This is a genomic window from Archangium sp. (assembly GCF_057119385.1).
Window position 1 is genome coordinate 12824 of the sequence record NZ_DBNGVP010000179.1, and the last position, 16406, is coordinate 29229.

General features: G+C 68.9%; 14 protein-coding genes. 9 read left to right on the forward strand and 5 right to left on the reverse strand.

Annotation, left to right across the window (positions count from 1 at the left end; genetic code table 11):
* Window positions 1–13 precede the first annotated feature (13 nt).
* The 3 genes from AC16DP_RS41870 to AC16DP_RS41880 are packed head-to-tail and all read left to right on the forward strand — an operon-like array spanning window position 14 to window position 3003.
* Entirely contained in the window at window positions 14–1393 is a 1380-nt protein-coding gene (locus tag AC16DP_RS41870; RefSeq protein ID WP_329734137.1) for a hypothetical protein, read from the forward strand.
* A complete protein-coding gene (locus tag AC16DP_RS41875; protein WP_329734136.1) occupies window positions 1394–2569 on the forward strand; it encodes a cytochrome c3 family protein in 1176 nt (391 codons plus the stop codon).
* On the forward strand, window positions 2569–3003 hold the full coding sequence (locus AC16DP_RS41880) for an Ig-like domain-containing domain (protein WP_329734135.1): 435 nt from the start codon (window positions 2569–2571) through the stop codon (window positions 3001–3003). Before AC16DP_RS41875 ends, AC16DP_RS41880 begins: the two co-directional genes overlap by 1 nt.
* Window positions 3004–3007: 4 nt before the next feature.
* Here AC16DP_RS41880 and AC16DP_RS41885 read toward each other — a convergent pair whose 3' ends face one another.
* The 5 genes from AC16DP_RS41885 to dnaJ all read right to left on the reverse strand — a co-directional run bounded on the left by AC16DP_RS41885 (window position 3008) and on the right by dnaJ (window position 11371).
* Complete coding sequence (locus AC16DP_RS41885; RefSeq protein ID WP_329734134.1) at window positions 3008–5560, reverse strand: 1-acyl-sn-glycerol-3-phosphate acyltransferase; 2553 nt, start codon at window positions 5558–5560, stop codon at window positions 3008–3010.
* Window positions 5561–5591: 31 nt separating this feature from the next.
* Window positions 5592–7310, reverse strand: coding sequence for an arginine--tRNA ligase (argS, locus tag AC16DP_RS41890; protein WP_329734133.1), 1719 nt, complete (start codon window positions 7308–7310; stop codon window positions 5592–5594).
* A 76-nt stretch (window positions 7311–7386) separates the two neighbouring features.
* Entirely contained in the window at window positions 7387–9066 is a 1680-nt protein-coding gene (locus AC16DP_RS41895; protein ID WP_414640809.1) for an ATP-binding protein, read from the reverse strand.
* A 291-nt stretch (window positions 9067–9357) separates the two neighbouring features.
* Window positions 9358–10083, reverse strand: coding sequence for a HEAT repeat domain-containing protein (locus tag AC16DP_RS41900; protein ID WP_329734131.1), 726 nt, complete (start codon window positions 10081–10083; stop codon window positions 9358–9360).
* Between the two features lie 103 nt (window positions 10084–10186).
* Complete coding sequence (gene dnaJ / locus AC16DP_RS41905; protein ID WP_329734130.1) at window positions 10187–11371, reverse strand: molecular chaperone DnaJ; 1185 nt, start codon at window positions 11369–11371, stop codon at window positions 10187–10189.
* A gap of 113 nt (window positions 11372–11484) precedes the next feature.
* Between dnaJ and AC16DP_RS41910 the strand changes: the two genes are divergently transcribed.
* The 6 genes from AC16DP_RS41910 to AC16DP_RS41935 all read left to right on the forward strand — a co-directional run.
* Window positions 11485–12222 carry a hypothetical protein gene (locus AC16DP_RS41910; RefSeq protein WP_329734129.1) on the forward strand — a complete coding sequence of 246 codons (738 nt, stop codon included), beginning with the start codon at window positions 11485–11487 and terminating at the stop codon, window positions 12220–12222.
* Window positions 12219–12734 (forward strand): ribosomal protein S18-alanine N-acetyltransferase, encoded by a 516-nt coding sequence (rimI, locus tag AC16DP_RS41915; RefSeq protein WP_329734128.1) that lies wholly within the window; start codon window positions 12219–12221, stop codon window positions 12732–12734. Before AC16DP_RS41910 ends, rimI begins: the two co-directional genes overlap by 4 nt.
* Window positions 12735–12939: 205 nt before the next feature.
* Entirely contained in the window at window positions 12940–13311 is a 372-nt protein-coding gene (rpsL, locus tag AC16DP_RS41920) for a 30S ribosomal protein S12 (protein ID WP_043408969.1), read from the forward strand.
* A 144-nt stretch (window positions 13312–13455) separates the two neighbouring features.
* Window positions 13456–13926 (forward strand): 30S ribosomal protein S7, encoded by a 471-nt coding sequence (gene rpsG / locus AC16DP_RS41925; RefSeq protein WP_071900193.1) that lies wholly within the window; start codon window positions 13456–13458, stop codon window positions 13924–13926.
* A gap of 140 nt (window positions 13927–14066) precedes the next feature.
* Window positions 14067–16142 carry an elongation factor G gene (gene fusA / locus AC16DP_RS41930; protein WP_329734127.1) on the forward strand — a complete coding sequence of 692 codons (2076 nt, stop codon included), beginning with the start codon at window positions 14067–14069 and terminating at the stop codon, window positions 16140–16142.
* Between the two features lie 116 nt (window positions 16143–16258).
* The coding region (locus AC16DP_RS41935) for a GTP-binding protein (RefSeq protein ID WP_483957052.1) at window positions 16259–16406 on the forward strand (148 nt) is incomplete at its 3' end.

Consider the following 16406-nt stretch of genomic DNA (forward strand, 5'->3'; position numbering starts at 1 on the left):
GCGAGGGTTGACCGTGGTGGGCGCTTTGACGGCGCTCGTGGTGTCGGACACCGCTTCGGCATCCGCGTTCCAGCTCGAGGCGCGCACCGAGGCGCAGATCTACCAGATTCGCGCGTGGAGGGACGCGTCTCCTGGCGAGCCGGTGTTGTTGCCGCGCCGGAGGATCGTCCAGTACCTCGGGCTCAACGGCTACGAGCTCGTCACCGGGCAGGACGTGGGCTTCGAGTCCAGCTTGCGCGTCTTCGCGGACTTCGGCCTGCCGCGCGGCGAGGCGGCGAAGATCGACGGGTTGCGCTCGGAGGACGCGGACCTGCTCTATGCCTTCGTGCGCTACGGGGGCAACGGCTTCGAGGGGCGGCTGGGGCGGCAGCTGTACGTGGACACCGCGGACATCCTGGCCTTCGATGGCCTGCGGGTGCGCTACGTGAGCCCGCTGGGGCTCGGGGCCGAGGTGTACGGCGGGTTGTGGGTGAAGGGGGCGGGGTTCCTGGCCTCGTCGGTGTACCAGCCCGATGGCACGCGCGAGAGCGACGCGCGGCGGCTGGAGCAGGGCGTGGCTGGAGCGGATCCCACGCTGACGGCGCTCGAGCCGGTGTACGGCGCGAAGCTGCTGCTGGAGGACCTGAAGGGAATCTCCGCGTCGCTGGGCTACCGCCGGTCGCTGGTGGAGGGGAAGACGGACCTCGAGCGCGCGACGCTGGAGGCGCGGTACGGGCGGGGGCTCGGGCTGAGCGCGCTGGCGGGAGTGGACTTCGACATGCTGGGGCGCCGGCTGGCGCAGGCCCGCGCGCAGGTGCGCTGGGACGGCGAGCAACTGGCGGTGAGCGGTGAGGCGATGCGGCTCTCGCCCGTCTTCTCCGCGGACTCCATCTGGTACTGGTTCGCCTTCGCCCCCCGGGACGAGGCGCGGGTGCGGGTGGACTTCTTCCCGCGAGGCCCGCTGCGCTACTACGTGCAGGGCGTGGGGAGCCTGTACCACACGGAGCTCAACAGCACCCTCGCGCTGGCCGAGGCGGCGAAGGAGCCCGGAGGGCCTCCGTCCCAGACGGTGGGCGGCTCGGCGGGCGCGGCGCTGCGGTGGGGGCGCTTCCGCTCGGGGTTGGACCTGTCGTACCGGCAGGGCTTCGGAGGCACGCAGCTCTGGGCGGATCTCACCGCCGGGTACGGCTTCGGGCAGGGGCGCTTCACGCTGGACGGGCGGCTGTCCGCGGCGCACATCGACGATGGCTTCAACCCGCTGTTGGCGGGCAACTTCCTCGGCGCGCAGCTGTGGGCCAGCCAGGCGCTGTCCCGGGCCGCGCGCCTGTCCCTGGTGCTCGAGCAGAACGTGAACCCGTTCACCCGCTGGGACTCCAAGGTGTTCTTCCTCTTCGACCTGAAGGCGAGCCTGTAGATGGAGCGCCGCTCTCGTACAGCCCTGGGCCTGGTGGCCCTGTCCCTCCTGGTGGCGGGCCTCGCCTGGGCGGCCACCGCGCGCGAGCGCAGCCTCGCCGTCTACCCGGCCCAGCACATCCCCCTGAAGTTCGACCACGCGCAGCACCTGGCGGGTGGCGCCGAGTGCGTCACCTGCCACGAGGGCGTGACGTCCAGTGACTCGGCGAAGGAGCGCAACCTGCCGGGCCACGCGGAGTGCGAGACCTGTCATGACCTGGAGGCGGCACGGAAGGGGGCGAAGACGGACCCGCCGTCGGGCTGCAACACGTGCCACCCGGGGTTCGATCCCACGGTGCGCGTGGCGCCCGCGAAGGTGGACGTGCCCCCGGCGAACCTGCGCTTCAGCCACGAGGTGCACGTGGCGAAGAAGGTGGAGTGCACGGCGTGCCACGGGAGCATGACGGACGTGAAGCTCGCCACCCGGCAGCAGCTGCCGAAGATGGCCTCCTGCTTCGAATGCCATGACGGCAATGTGGCCACGAAGCAGTGCAAGAGCTGTCACCCGGCGGAGCCCTCGGGGCGGTTGCAGCTCTCGTTCCCCTCGGGGGTGCTGCGGCCGATGCAGGGCAACCCGCTGGGCCTGGATCACGGGCCGCGCTACGAGTTCACCCACGGCAACCGCGCGTCGGTGGACCGGCAGACGTGCATGTCGTGCCACGCCGAGTCCTATTGCCAGTCGTGCCACGACGCGCTGCAGAAGCCGCTGCCGGTGCACCCCAACGACTACCTCACGCTGCACCCGGTGCAGGCGCGGCAGGACAGCGCGCGCTGCTCGAGCTGCCACCGGACGCAGTCCTTCTGTGCCTCGTGCCACGAGCGCACGGGCGTGGGCATGGACGCGGACCGCTCGCTGCGCTCGCGCAACGTGAAGGTGCACCCGGACTACACCGCGTGGGTGGAGACGCCCGGGCCCCAGCACCATGGGGTGGTGGCCTCGCGCGACATCCAGCAGTGCGTGTCCTGCCACCGCGAGGAGTCGTGCATGAGCTGCCACTCGGAGCGCTCGGTGCGCAGGCAGGTGAATCCGCACCCGGATGGCTTCGCCGCGGCGTGCAAGCGGGTGGCGGCGGCCAATGACCGGGCGTGTCTCAAGTGCCACACCGAGGAGAGCCTCGTGGGGAAGGGGTGCCGCTGATGCGCCGGTTCCTGTGGGTGGGCTTGCTGGGGTGTACCGCGTGCCTGGATCCGGGAGAGCCCTTCCTCGCCGCGCGCGACACGGATCCGCCCGACGTGGTGTCCACCGAGCCGAGCGCCGGAGGCACGCTGCCGGCGACCGGCACGTTGGAGATCCTCTTCTCCGAGTCGATGGATGTCCGCACGTTGCGCCCGGGCATCGCCGTCTTCGAGGGCCGGGTGGAGATTCCGTTGAAGCTGACGGTGCCGCCCGGCTCGGACGAGGGCGAGAGCATCGAGCGGGGAGACGTGCCGTACACCGTCACCGTGGGCACGGAGACGGGGGCCTTCACGCCGGGCACGGCGTACACGCTGGTGCTGCGCACGTCGTTGACGGACCGGGAAGGGAACCCGCTCGGGCAGGAGGTGCGGGTGCCCTTCCGGACGTCGCCGTGAGGGCTCAGCCCTGGTGGCGCAGGTAGCGGCGGATCTCCTCGGCGAACTGCTTGCTCGCCGCCACGTCGGGCGCCGCCGGCCCCAGCTTCAGCTTCTTGTCCTCTTCCACCAGGTAGCGCTGCTCCACCATGTAGGCCACGGCGTTCTCCAGCGTCACCTTGGCCAGGGACTCGGCCGCGGTGATGCGCCCCGAGTGGTACTCGGCCCGGCCCAGGTCCAGCGCCTGCTTCACGAAGGACTTGCGATCCTGCGCCGTGCCCGCGGCCACCTCCTGCAGCGTCTGCGCGGCGATCAGGTAGGCCTCCAGGTAGTCGCGCAGCAGGTCCGCGAGGAACTCCAGCTCCGGCCGGGCATGGGGCTCCGGCGCCACGCTCAGCGTGTCCCCCTCGTGGAGCACCAGCCCCATGCGCACCAGCCGCTCGACGACCTCGGCGAAGATGGTGTCGAAGCTGGCGCCCACCCGGTAGATGAACTCCACCTTGAAGAGGCGCGAGAGCCACAGCGCCCGGGCCTTCACCTCGTCGAACGGCGCCGGGGCCCCCACCAGCAGCGCGTTGGCCACGAGGCTGCGCGCCGCCACCAGGTTCATCAGCGTGTTCTTGTAGAAGGACATCTCGCCGCGGCGGTTGTCCTCGGTCTGGTAGATGACCTCGCCGTGCGCCTTCTGCGTGCGCACCATGCCGTCCGAGCAGAAGGTGCGCATGGCGTCCTGGATGGCGCCCATCGCCTCCGGGTTGCTCGGCGAGTCCTTCAGCATGGTGGACAGCGGTGCCTGATCCTCCGCGGCGATGCGGCGCAGGATGGTGATGCGGTCCGTGAGCTCGCGGCTCGTGATGCCGCGGCGGCGGTGGGCGAGCAGCGACGCGCTCACCAGCGCATGCGGCGTCACGGTGGACACCTTGCTGATGCCGTACATCACCCGGTTGCCCAGGGCGCGCACGAGGCCCTTCTTCTGATCGTCCGTGATGGGCTGGGCCGGGTCGAGCCCGCGGCTCTTCATCAGCTCCACGAGGGACAGGGGCTCGTCGAAGGTGAGGTGGATGCGGCCGTAGCGCGCCGCGAGCACCTTGGGGGTGCTGAGCAGGGCCTTGATGTCCTCGGGCTTCTTCTCGCCGCCGGCCAGCTCCTTCGAGTAGCTGCCCGACTCCACGACCTTCTCGTAGTCGATGGACACGGGGACGAAGATGAGATCATTGCGAGCGCCCTCGAGCACGGCCTCGAGCTGCCAGGTGAACATGCCCAGCTTGGGCTGCAGCAGCTTGCCGGTGCGCGAGCGGCCGCCCTCGGGGAAGAACTCCTGGTGCACGCCGTCGTGCACGAGCTTCTTCACGTAGCCCTTGAAGGTGGCGGCGTAGACCTTGTCGTCCTTGAAGGAGCGGCGCAGGAAGAAGGCGCCGCAGCGGCGCAGGAGGAGCCCGAGCGGGAAGAAGGACAGGTTGGCGCCCGCGGCGACCAGGGGCACGGCGTAGCCGCGGTTCCAGAGGATCCAGCTCATCACCAGGTAGTCCACGTGGCTCTTGTGCGAGGGGCACAGGACGAGGGGGGCCTTGCTGGCGGCCTTGAGGGCGCGGTTGAGGCCGGCCTCGTCCACCTCGATGCCGTCGTAGATGCGGTTGAACACCCAGCCGAGCACGGGGGCGACGAAGGACAGGGTGGTGGGGCTGGGCTTGCCGGCGATGGCCTGGAGGTTGCGCCGGGCCTGGCGCAGGACGCTCTCGGGCTTGCGGTTGCTCTCGGCGGCCACGGCGTCGAGCGACTTGCGCAGCGTGCGGTCGCGCAGCGTCTCCTCGAGGATGCGCTCGTGCGGCTTCACCGGCGGGCCGAAGACGGCGCGCGTCTCCCGGGCCAGGTGGTGGTTGAGCGCGCTGCGCACCTTGCGGGCGATGAGCTCGTCCGAGTCCTGCGGGTTCTGCTCGATGAAGCGCTTGAGATCGATGGGCTCGCCCACGCGGAACTGCGCGCGGCGGTAATTGCGGAAGAACGCCACCATCGAGTGCACGAAGCCGGGGGCGTCCGGGCTGCCGAAGACGTGGTCCAGGACGCTCGGCTTGATGCGCGAGGTGCGCTTCTCCCAGACGAAGAGCTCGGGGACCAGGAAGATGGTCTTGTCGCTCTTGCGCGCCATGGCGACCAGGGCGGGGAAGGGGTTCTCCTCGATGTCCTTGCCCGCGGCGCTCAGCAGGGCCGTCTTCTTGAGGAAGATGAGGCCGCTGCCGGCCTGGCGCCGGGCGTAGGTGAAGCGCACGTCGAAGTCGCCGCGCTGGGCCGTCTTGCGGAACGGGCGGGTGAACCAGGGACGCAGGTTCACCACGGCCCGCACGGGGGGCAGGGCCCGGCGCACCATGGCCCAGGCCAGGTAGAGGAAGTTGATCCACGCCGTGGTGCGCATGACGTGCACCACGAACCCCTTGGCATGGAGCGCGCGCAGCTCGTCCTCGGCCTCGGCGGGGAAGCGCACCCCGTCGAAGTAGCGCTCCCCCAGGATCCGGGAGATGCGCCCGAACTCTTCCTTCAACGCCTCACTGTGATTCACAGCGGGTGTCAATGCGGTGTCCACGTGCGGCCCCCCTTTATCCACGCGAGCCTCGTTACATGTTCTCGGGAGTAGCGATACCCAGCAGCGTCAGGCCGGAGGCCAGGGCCGCCCGCGTCGCATCCGTCAGCGCGAGCCGCGCGGCCTTCACGGGCTCGTTGTCCTCCACGAGCACGCGCTTGCTGCGATCCTGGTTGCCCAGCGTGTAGTAGCGGCTGAACTCGGCGGCCAGGTCCAACAGCCACCGCGCGACGAAGCTGGGCTCGATCTGCTCCGCCGCCTCCTGCACCACCACCGGCAGCCGGGCGATGGCGCGCAGCACGGCCTGCTCCTCCGGCAGGGTGAGCAGCGACGCGTCATACGAGGCCGGAACCCCGCCGCCCTTGCGCAGGACGTTGCAGGTGCGCGCGTGGGCGTACTGGAGGTACGGACCGGAGTGACCCTCGAAGTTGACGACGTCCTCCCAGTCGAAGGTGTAGTCCGTGGTCCGGCGGTTCTTCAGGTCCCCGAAGAAGATGGCACCCATGCCGATCTGCTCGGCCAGGCCCTCGGGGTCGTCCGTCTGCATCTTCCCCGCCTTGATGTTCTCCTCCACCTTCTCGCGCGCGCGGACCTTGGCCTCGTCGAGCACGTCGGTGAGGAGCACCACGTTGCCCTTGCGCGTGCTCATGCCGTGCACGCGGCCGAAGTTGACGTGCACCATGCGATCCGACCACTCGCGGCCCATGGCCTTGAGCACGCGGAAGAGCTGCCGGAAGTGCAGCGCCTGGTCCGTGGCCACCACGTACAGCGCCTTGTCGAAGTGGAAGCGCTCGTACCGGTCGATGGCCGCCGCCAGATCGCGCGTGGCATACAGGGTGCTGCCGTCGTTCTTCTTGAGGAGCACGGGCGGCTCGTTCTCCTCGTAGGGCAGGTCCACGATGGTGGCGCCCTCGGACTGCTTGATGCCGGGCTTGCGGGCGATCTCCTCGATCACCGGCTCCATCTTGCCCTGGTAGAAGCTCTCGCCCTCCATGTGCTCGAACTTGACGCCGAGCCGGGCGTAGACGCGCTCGAAGTCGCGCAGGGACGTCTCGCGGAACTCCTTCCACAGCGCGAGCGCCTCGGTGTCATTGGCCTCCATGCGCCGGAAGAAGTCGCGGGCGCGCTCGTCGAAGGCGGGCTCGGCCTCCGCGCGCTTGTTGGCCTTGACGTACACCTCCACCAGGTGGGGCATCTCCTGGCGCCGGGCCGGGTCGCCGTACTCCTGGAAGCCCACGGCCACCAGGCCGAACTGCTTGCCCCAGTCACCCAGGTAGTTGATGCCCTCGACCTTGTAGCCGAGCGCCCGGTGCAGGTTGGCCACGCTGTGGCCGATCATCGTCGAGCGGATGTGGTGGAAGGCGATGGGCTTGGCGATGTTGGGCGACGAGTAGTCGATGACCACCGTCTTGCCGGCGCCCACGTCGCCGCCGCCGTAGCGCGCGCCCTGCGAGCGCACCGCGTCGAGGACTTCAGAAGTGAAGGGCATCAGCGCGAACTTCGCGTTGACGTAGGGGCCGGCGGCCACCACGTCGAGGCCCGGGACCTTGATGCTCTGGGCGAGCGAGGCCGCGATGGCGGGAGGCGCCTTCTTCTGGGCCTTGGCCAGGGGGAAGGTGGGGAAGGAGAAGTCACCGTGAGCCGGGTCGGCCGGCTTCACCTGGGACTCGAGCTCGGAGGCGGGGACGCCCAGGGCCTGGGCGAGCGCCTCGACGAAGGCAGTCCGATAACGGGAGTAGACGGAAGGATTCATTGGATCGCGCGGATACTAAGCGAAGCGGGGCGTATTCCGCGCACCTTCTGTCAACGCATCGGGCCGGAATTCCCTTTCAGGTGACCGCGGGGTTGCGGCGGCTGGGGCGGACCACGGCGGCCACGGTGTCGAGCAGCCGGGGCAATTGCAGTGGCTTCTCGAAAAATCCGTCGATGCGGTCCAGGCCCTGGCCGGCGCCGAGGGTGGAGACCTCGCTGGCACCGGAGATGATGTAGACGGCGATGTCCGCGAGGGACTCGGTGCCGCGGATGAAGCGCAGCACGGAGCGACCGTCCTCCTCGCTGAGGCGCAGGTCCAACAGCACCATGGCCGGGCGGATGTGCGAGAGGATGGAGCGGGCCTCGGCGGCGCCCGAGGTGGACATCACCCGGTAGCCCTCCTGCTCGAGCACCTGCTGGAGCACCTCGCGGCAGTCGGCGTCGTCCTCGACGAGGAGGATGCCACCGGCGCGGGGGCCGGCCTGGGCGCTCTCGGGGGTGCTGACGGCGCCGGCGAACATGGGCAGCACCATCTGGAAGGAGGTGCCTTCACCCAGGGTGCTGGAGGCCTCCACGCGGCCGCCGTGCAGCGCGAGGATCTTCGCCACCAGGGGCAGGCCGAGGCTGCGGCCCTGACCGCGGGTGGTCTCCGGGCGGTAGAAGGGATCGAAGACGTGCTCCAGGTCCTCGTTGCCGATGCCCGGGCCGGAGTCCTTCACGGTGAGCAGGGCGAGCCCGTCCTCGACGGAGACGCGCAGCTCCACGGTGTCATCGGCCTCGCAGCGGTGGATGCCGCTCTCCACGAGGTTCTGGATGGCCTCGGCGATGCGCTCGCGGTCGCCGCGGACGAAGACCTCGCCGCAGGGGGGCAGGGTGAGCTGCACCTTGGCCTGCTCGGCCATGGGGGTGAGGGTGCGGAGGACCTCCTCGGCCACGGCCTTGAGGCCGAAGGGGCGCTGGTTGAGCTGCATCTTGCCGGCCTGGAGGCGGGACATGAGCAGCAGATCATTCACCATGCGCAGCATGCGGTCGGCGCTGCGATCGCACACCTGGACCGCGCGGCGCTGGGAGTCGGAGATGGGCCCGAGCTTCTCGCGTCCCATCATGGCCAGGTAGGCCTTGAGGGTGGTGAGGGGGTTCTTCAGGTCGTGCGAGACGTTGCCGAGCAGCTCGTCGCGGCTCTGCTCGAGGGCCTTGAGGCCGGCGATGGCCGTCTGGAGGTCCTTGTTGCGGCGGGCGCTGTCGTCGCGCAGGCGGGCCACCTCGTAGGCGGCGGAGAGCTGGCCGGCGAGCGCCAGCAGCATGGAGTCGGAGACGGCGCGGCGGGGCGCGAGGATGGCGAGCACGCCGCTGACGCCATGGGGGCTGTCGAGCGGCACGGCGACGGTCTCCTCGTCGCGCTGGATGGACTTCTCGGCGAAGGCGCGGCCGATGAGGCCCTGCTCGGGGGTGGCGGCGGTGATGCGCTCGTCGTAGCGGCCGCGCACGTGCTCCACGTGGAGCTGGTTGCGCGAGGGCTCGAAGCGCGCCACGTAGCAGGCCTTGGCCTGCATGAGGCCGTGGATGATCTGCAGTTGCGAGCGGAGGGCCTCGGTGGGGCCGGCGCTGGAGGAGATGTGCTGGGACATCTCCACGAGGGCGCGCTCGGCGGCCTCGCCGTCCACGGGAGGCTGGGGCTTGACCGTCCGCCGGGGCTTCTTCACCTCGGGACGGAGGGTGACGATCTCTGCCAGATGCGGAACCTTCTTCTTCGGCACGGAGCTACCTCGGCAACCAGGGGGCGGCGCGTCCATCCCCGTCCATGAGTGGGGGCGGCGCGATCGCCACGCGAGCCGATCCTGCGCCACCGGGAGCCGGGGTGGGAACCCTTCCCCGGGCCCTCTCGGAACAGGGGACGACCGCAGGACAATTGCCGTGTCGGATAGGTGACATCAGGGCGGGTGAGTGGCTCCCCACCCGTGGGGTTCTGGACAGTCCCATGCCGCGGTCCGCTCCGGGTGGAGCGGGGACGCACGCGGCGTCAACCCGGGAGGCTCGGGGCCAGCGGATCAGCCGCGGCGCTGCACGTGGCCGCTGCCGTCGAGGTAGTAGGGCTCGTTCATCACGGCCTCCACCTTCTCGCGGTAGCCCTGGACGCCGAAGCCGCTCTCCTGGAGCGCGGCGAGGGCGGCCGTCTGCACGCGGCGGGCGGTGTCGCCGGAGGTCAGCAGGCGGAGGATGGGCTCGCGCGCCGGCTCATGCTTCTGGGGGCCGAGCGCCTTGAGGGCGGCGATCTTCACCTCGTCGGCCATGTCGTCGAGGTGGGGGAGCACGGCGGGGGCGATGCGCGGATCCTGCTTGCCGGTGACGAAGTGGAGCAGGACGACCTTCTTCTCGGGGTCGCGCATGTACTGGGTGCTCAGGGTGTTGAGCGTGTCCACGACGATGGAGACGACCTCGGGCTCGGGCAGCAGCGCCTCGAGGATGCGGAGGGCCCAGGAGGTGGCCTGCTCGTTCTTGCGCAGGAACTCGGTGACGGGGGCCACGGCCTCCTTGTCGAAGCTCTTGATGAGCTCGAAGACGTGCTCCTTCTCGTCGGCGTCGGTGGTGAGGGGCTCCACGGTGATGGTGTAGCGGTGGAGCAGGACGGTGACGGCCTCGGGGATGCGCATCTCCCCGAGCTGCTGGAGGGCCTTCTGGCGGGTGGTGGGGTCCCCGTACTTCTGGGTCACCTTGGACTTGAGCTTGAGGGCTTTTTCGGGGCCGGAGCCGCCGAGGAAATCGAAGATGCCCATGAGGAAAGAGGCTCCGCGGGGTGGATACGAGTGTCTTGGGCGCCGTGTAGGACGCGGCGCAAGCTAACGCAAGAAGCTTGGATGGCCAGTGACCAGCCGTCGATTAGAGCTGCAGGGAGCCCCGCACATCTCCCTGGTAGGCCCGGGCGAGCGCCTCGGCGGCCTTGCGGGCCTCGTTCGAGAGCTGCTCGGGCACCTTGACCTGGAGTGTGAGGTACAGGTCTCCGGCGGGTCCGCCCTTGAGCGAGGGGGCGCCCCGGCCGCGCAGGCGCATGCGGCGGCCGGACTGGGAGCCCTCGGGCACCTTCACCGTCACCTCGCCCTGGAAGGTGGGGACGCGGACCTCGGCGCCCAGCATGGCCTCGGAGACGGTGACGGGCAGGTCCATGTAGAGGTCGTCGCCCTCGCGGCGCACCAGGGGGTGCTCGGAGACGATCGTCTCGATGTAGAGGTCCCCGGGAGGCCCCCCGCGCGAGCCCGCGGCGCCCTGGCCGGACAGCCGGATCTTGGAGCCGGTGTGGACACCGGCGGGGATCTTCACGGTGAGCCGGGCCGTCTCGTCCACGACGCCCGAGCCCTGGCAGGAAGGGCAGGGGGGCGCGGCGCGGCCGGAGCCCCGGCAGGTGGGGCAGGTGCCGCTGGTGTTCATGCCCAGCACGCCGCTGCGGCGCACCCGTCCGGTGCCACCGCAGGTGGAGCACGTGGAGGGAGTCCCCACCTGGCCCGCGCCCTGGCAGCGCTGGCAGCGGCCGGGGCGCTGGAGCGAGATGCCGCGCTCGACGCCGGTGAGGGCCTCGTTGAAGCTGAGCGTGAGGGTGGCCGTGATGTCCTCGCCCGGAGTGGGACCGGCGGCCCGGCCTCCCCCGGCGCGTCCGAACATCTCGCCGAAGTCCACGCCGCCGCCCCCGCCGCCGCCCGCGCGGTTGAAGATGTCGCCCAGGATGTCGCCGAGGTCGAAGTCCACGCCGCCGCCCCCGCCGCCGCCGCCGAAGGGCATGCCGCCGCCGGCCGCCTGGGCGGCCTTGTAGGCGCGGTACTGGGTGGCCTTCTTTTCGTCGAAGCCGAACTGGGCCGCCTCGTTGCCGAACTCGTCGTACAGCTTGCGCTTGCGCTCGTCCGAGAGCACCTCGAAGGCCGCGTTGAGCTGCTTGAACTTCTCCTCGGCCGCCTTGTCGCCCGGGTTGACGTCCGGGTGGTACTTGCGAGCGAGCTTGCGGAAGGCCTTCTTGATTTCGTCGGCCGGCGCCGTCCGGGACACGCCGAGAATCTGGTAGTAGTCGTCCGCCATGGTGTGACCGCCCTCCGAAACAGCAACAACGTAACCTGCCGTGCGGCGATCGCCAGCAAGGCGTGTGAGCCAGGGTCGGGATGTATAAAGTGGCCGGAGGCGCGAGGGAGAGCATGTCAGCGCGGTACCGACAGGGGACGAAGACGGTGCTGGTGGTGGGCTGGCTCGCGCTGGTGCCCGTGGCCGCCGCCCGGCCGCCTGCCCCCGAGCCTCCTGCCGAGCCCTCTTCTGGCGCTTCGGGGGGCGGGAGCCGGGTCATCGACCGGGTGGTGGCGGTCATCGGCACCCAGGTCCTGACCCTGAGCGAGCTGGAGTTCGAGGCCCGGGTCTCGTTGGTGCAGCGAGGAGGCATGCGAGCGGCGGATGCCTCGCTCGACGAGAAGACGCTCCGGGGAGCGCTGGAGCTGGCCATCAACTACCGGCTGCTGGTGGCGGGGGCGGACCGGCTGCAGGCCTTCCAGGCGGAGCGCTCGGAGGTGGATGCGCGGCTGAGGGCGTTCCGCGACCGCTTCGAGGACGAGACGGCGCTGCTGGCCTTCCTGGCCCGGCACGACGCGGACCTGGAGCAGCTGACGGCGGTGCTGGAGCGGAGCGTTCGGGCCGAGCGCATCCTGGACAGCCGGATCCGCCTGCGCGCGCAGGTGAGCGACGCGGAGGTGCGGCGGTACTGGGATGAGAACAAGGGAACGCTGGGTGGTCCGTTCGAGGCGGTGCGGGACACGATCCGGGAGAAGCTGTTCCGGGACCGCTACAACAAGCTGGCGGGGGAAGAGTTCAAGCAGGTCCGGGAGAGCGCGAGCATCCGGCGGGTAGCGCCCTTCGCGCGGATCCAGGAGGGGGAGCAGCCATGAGACGCATGCGCGAGGATCTCCGTCCCGGGAGCAGGCCCAGGCCGGAGTCTGCGTTCCTCATCCGCAGGATGACGCGGGAGGATCTGCCGGCGGTGATGGAGCTGGAGAAGGCCTCGTTCCGCAACCCCTGGTCGTTCGAGCTGCTGCAGCGTGAGCTCAGCCACGACTGGTCCGTGATCTTCCTGTTGGAGGAGCCGCTGCCGGAGGGGGGGAAGCGGCTGCTGGGCATCTCCATCTTCTGGATCGTCCACGACGAGGTGCACGTGCTGAACGTGGCGACGGCGCCGGAGCACCGGAGGCGGGGGGTGGGGCGGGAGTTGATGGAGGCCACCCTGGCCGAGGGGCGGGCGCGCAAGTGCAGCCTGGCCACGTTGGAGGTGCGCAAGAGCAACGAGGCCGCCATCAACCTCTACAAGTCGTTCGGCTTCCGCCCGGTGGGGGTGCGGCCGAACTACTACGTGGACGAGGGCCAGCCGCCCGAGGACGCGATCGTGATGGTGCTCGACTTCTAGCAGCCGGGGGAGTAGAGGACCGACCCCGTTGTCAGAGTGTAGGAATGGATGCCCGTGGGGTTCACGGTTCATGCCGTGGGCCAGCAGTCGCTTGACACAGGGTGTCCCCTCCCTATACTCGCGACCCTTTTTCAAGCGCAGTTGTAGGTTTGTATGCGCCCCCGGGGACACCCCCCCGGATCAATCGGGAAGGAAGAGGAGTTCAGTGCCGACTATCAGCCAGCTGGTCCGCAAGGGCCGCGAGAAGTTGAACATCAAGGGTAAGAGCCCCGCTCTGAAGGAGTGCCCCCAGAAGCGTGGCGTGTGCACCCGCGTGTACACCACCACTCCGAAGAAGCCGAACTCGGCCCTCCGCAAGGTGGCGCGTGTTCGTCTGACGAACGGGATCGAGGTCACCTCGTACATCCCCGGCGTGGGTCACAACCTCCAGGAGCACTCGGTGGTGATGATCCGCGGTGGCCGTGTGAAGGATCTCCCGGGCGTTCGCTACCACATCGTCCGCGGCACGCTGGACTCGGTGGGCGTGGCCGGCCGCAAGCAGAGCCGTTCGAAGTACGGCGCCAAGCGCCCGAGCTGAGTTCCGCTCGAGATCACCTTCGTTTCATTTCATTGGGATGCTTGCCCCGCACCCTGGGGAGCCTTCCTGAGTTCACCAACGCAGTTCGAAGCCCCACTTTAGACTCCCGGGTGCAAGGGAGCGGGGCGTAAGGGATACAGAGCAATGCCTCGTCGTCGCGTAGTAGCCAAGCGCAAGATCCTTCCCGATCCGAAGTTCCAGGACCGCCTCGTCACGAAGTTCGTGAACGACCTGATGCGCAAGGGGAAGAAGTCCATCGCCGAGCGGGTGTGCTACGGCGCCTTCTCGCTCATCGAAGAGCGTGCGAAGGAGGACCCCCTCAAGACGTTCAAGAAGGCCCTCGACAACGTCAAGCCTGTGCTCGAGGTGAAGAGCCGCCGCGTCGGTGGCGCCACCTACCAGGTGCCCGTGGAGGTCCGTCAGGATCGCCGCGTGGCGCTGGGCATGCGCTGGATCATCACCTACGCCAAGGCGCGCGGTGAGAAGACGGCCATGGAGAAGCTGGCGGGCGAGATCATGGACGCCGCCAACAACCGTGGCAACGCGGTGAAGAAGCGCGAGGACACGCACAAGATGGCCGAGGCCAACAAGGCCTTCGCCCACTACCGCTGGTAGTCGTGCGTCTCCTGTAGTATCCGGCACCCGGATGCGGACCTCCGCGTCCGGGTGTTTCAGGTCTTTGACAACCGTTTCGTTGGTTTCGTGGTTGGAAGGGCAGGGGAACCGCCCGTCCTGTTCTGGAGAGGTTCGGAGAAATGCCTCGCGAGTATCCGCTCGAGCGCTATCGCAACATCGGCATCATGGCGCACATCGACGCCGGCAAGACCACGACCACGGAACGGATCCTGTTCTATACGGGAGCCATCCACAAGATGGGCGAGGTGCATGAAGGCACCACGACCACGGACTGGATGCCCCAGGAGCGCGAGCGCGGCATCACCATCACCTCCGCCGCCATCACCGCGTTCTGGAGCAGGAGCGACCAGAAGTACCGCATCAACATCATCGACACCCCCGGCCACGTGGACTTCACCATTGAGGTGGAGCGCTCGCTGCGTGTGCTGGACGGCGCCATCGCCGTGTTCGACGGCGTGAATGGCGTGGAGCCCCAGTCCGAGACGGTCTGGCGTCAGGCGGACAAGTACAAGGTCCCCCGCATCTGCTTCATCAACAAGATGGACCGGGTGGGCGCGGACTACGTGATGTCCGTCAACTCCATCCGCGAGAAGCTGGGTGCGCGCCCGGTGCGCCTGCAGTTGCCGCTCGGGACGGAGGAGAAGCTCCGCGGCGTCATCGACCTGGTCCGGATGAAGGCGCTCGTGTTCCACGACTCGGAGCAGGGCAGCCGGTACGACGTGGTGGACATCCCCGAGGAGTTCCTCGAGGAGGCCACCGCGGCCCGCGCCGAGCTCGTCGAGACGGCGGCCGAGCAGGACGACGCGCTCACCGAGAAGTTCCTCGAGGGCACGGAGCTGACCGAGGCGGAGATCCGGGGCGCCATCCGCAAGGGGTGCCTGGGGATGAAGATCTTCCCCGTGTTCTGTGGCTCGGCCTTCAAGCACAAGGGCGTGCAGCCGCTGCTGGATGCGGTGGTGGACTACCTGCCCAACCCGCTGGAAGTGCCCCCGGTGCACGGCAAGAGCCCCAAGGGCGAGGACGAGACGCGGCCGACAGATGACAAGGCGCCGTTCAGCGCGCTGGCGTTCAAGATCATGAACGACCCGCAGTTCCCGTCGCAGACGCTCACGTTCCTCCGCATCTACTCGGGCAAGCTGGAGGCGGGCACGGCGGCGTGGAACTCGGTGAAGGGCAAGCGCGAGCGCATCAGCCGTCTGGTGCAGATGCGCGCGGACAAGAAGGACGAGGTCCAGGAGTGCTACGCCGGTGATATCTGCGCGGTGGTGGGCCTGAAGCTGGCCACCACGGGCGACACGCTCTGCGACGACAAGCACCCCATCATCCTGGAGCGGATGGAGTTCCCCGAGCCCGTCATCGACGTGGCCATCGAGCCGAAGTCCACGGCGGACCAGGACAAGATCATCACCAGCCTCAACCGCCTGATGATGGAGGACCCGTCGTTCCGCGTGAAGACGAACGAGGAGACGGGGCAGACCATCATCGCCGGCATGGGCGAGCTGCACCTGGAGATCATCGTCGACCGGCTCCTGCGCGAGTTCAAGGTGGACGCCAACGTGGGCAAGCCCCAGGTGGCCTACCGCGAGACGGTCACCAAGGCGGTGGAGTCCGAGGGCAAGTACATCCGCCAGACGGGTGGCAAGGGCATGTACGGCCACATCAACCTGCGGGTGGCCCCCAACGAGCCGGGCGCCGGCTTCGCCTTCGAGAACAAGATCGTCGGCGGGGTGGTGTCCAACGAGCTCGTCGACGCGGCGAAGCATGGCATCCAGGAGGCCATGCAGAGTGGTCCCATCGCGGGCTACCCCATGCTGGACGTGAAGGTGGAGGCCTACGACGGCTCCATGCACGACGTGGACTCCAACGAGATGGCCTTCAAGATCGCCGGCTCGATGGCCTTCCGCGACGCCGTGCGCTCCGCGGCCCCGGTGCTCCTCGAGCCCATCATGGACTGCGAGATCGTCACCCCGGACGACTTCACCGGTGACGTGATTGGCGACCTGAACGGCCGCCGCGGGAAGATCATGGGCATGGAGCCCCGGCCGGGAGGCGTGCAGGCGATCAACGCCCAGGTGCCGCTCGCCAAGATGTTCGGGTACTCGACCGACCTGCGCAGCCGCAGCCAGGGAAGAGCCACCTACACCATGCGGTTCAGCCACTACGCGCCGGCACCCAAGGACGTGCTGAACCGTTGATGCACCCGGCCCCTCTCATGGGGGGCAGGCGATTTAGATTGACGTTTCTGCGGGTTTGGAGCACGACGCAGCACCTTTTCTCGATTCGGCCGGAATCCGGTCTGCGAGGAGCAGCAATGAGTAAGGAAAAGTTCGATAGAAGCTTGCCGCACGTCAACATCGGCACCATCGGCCACGTTGACCACGGCAAGACGTCCCTGACGGCGGCCATCACCAAGGTGCTGGCGAAGACGGGCGGCGCGACGTTCCTCGCGTACGACCAGA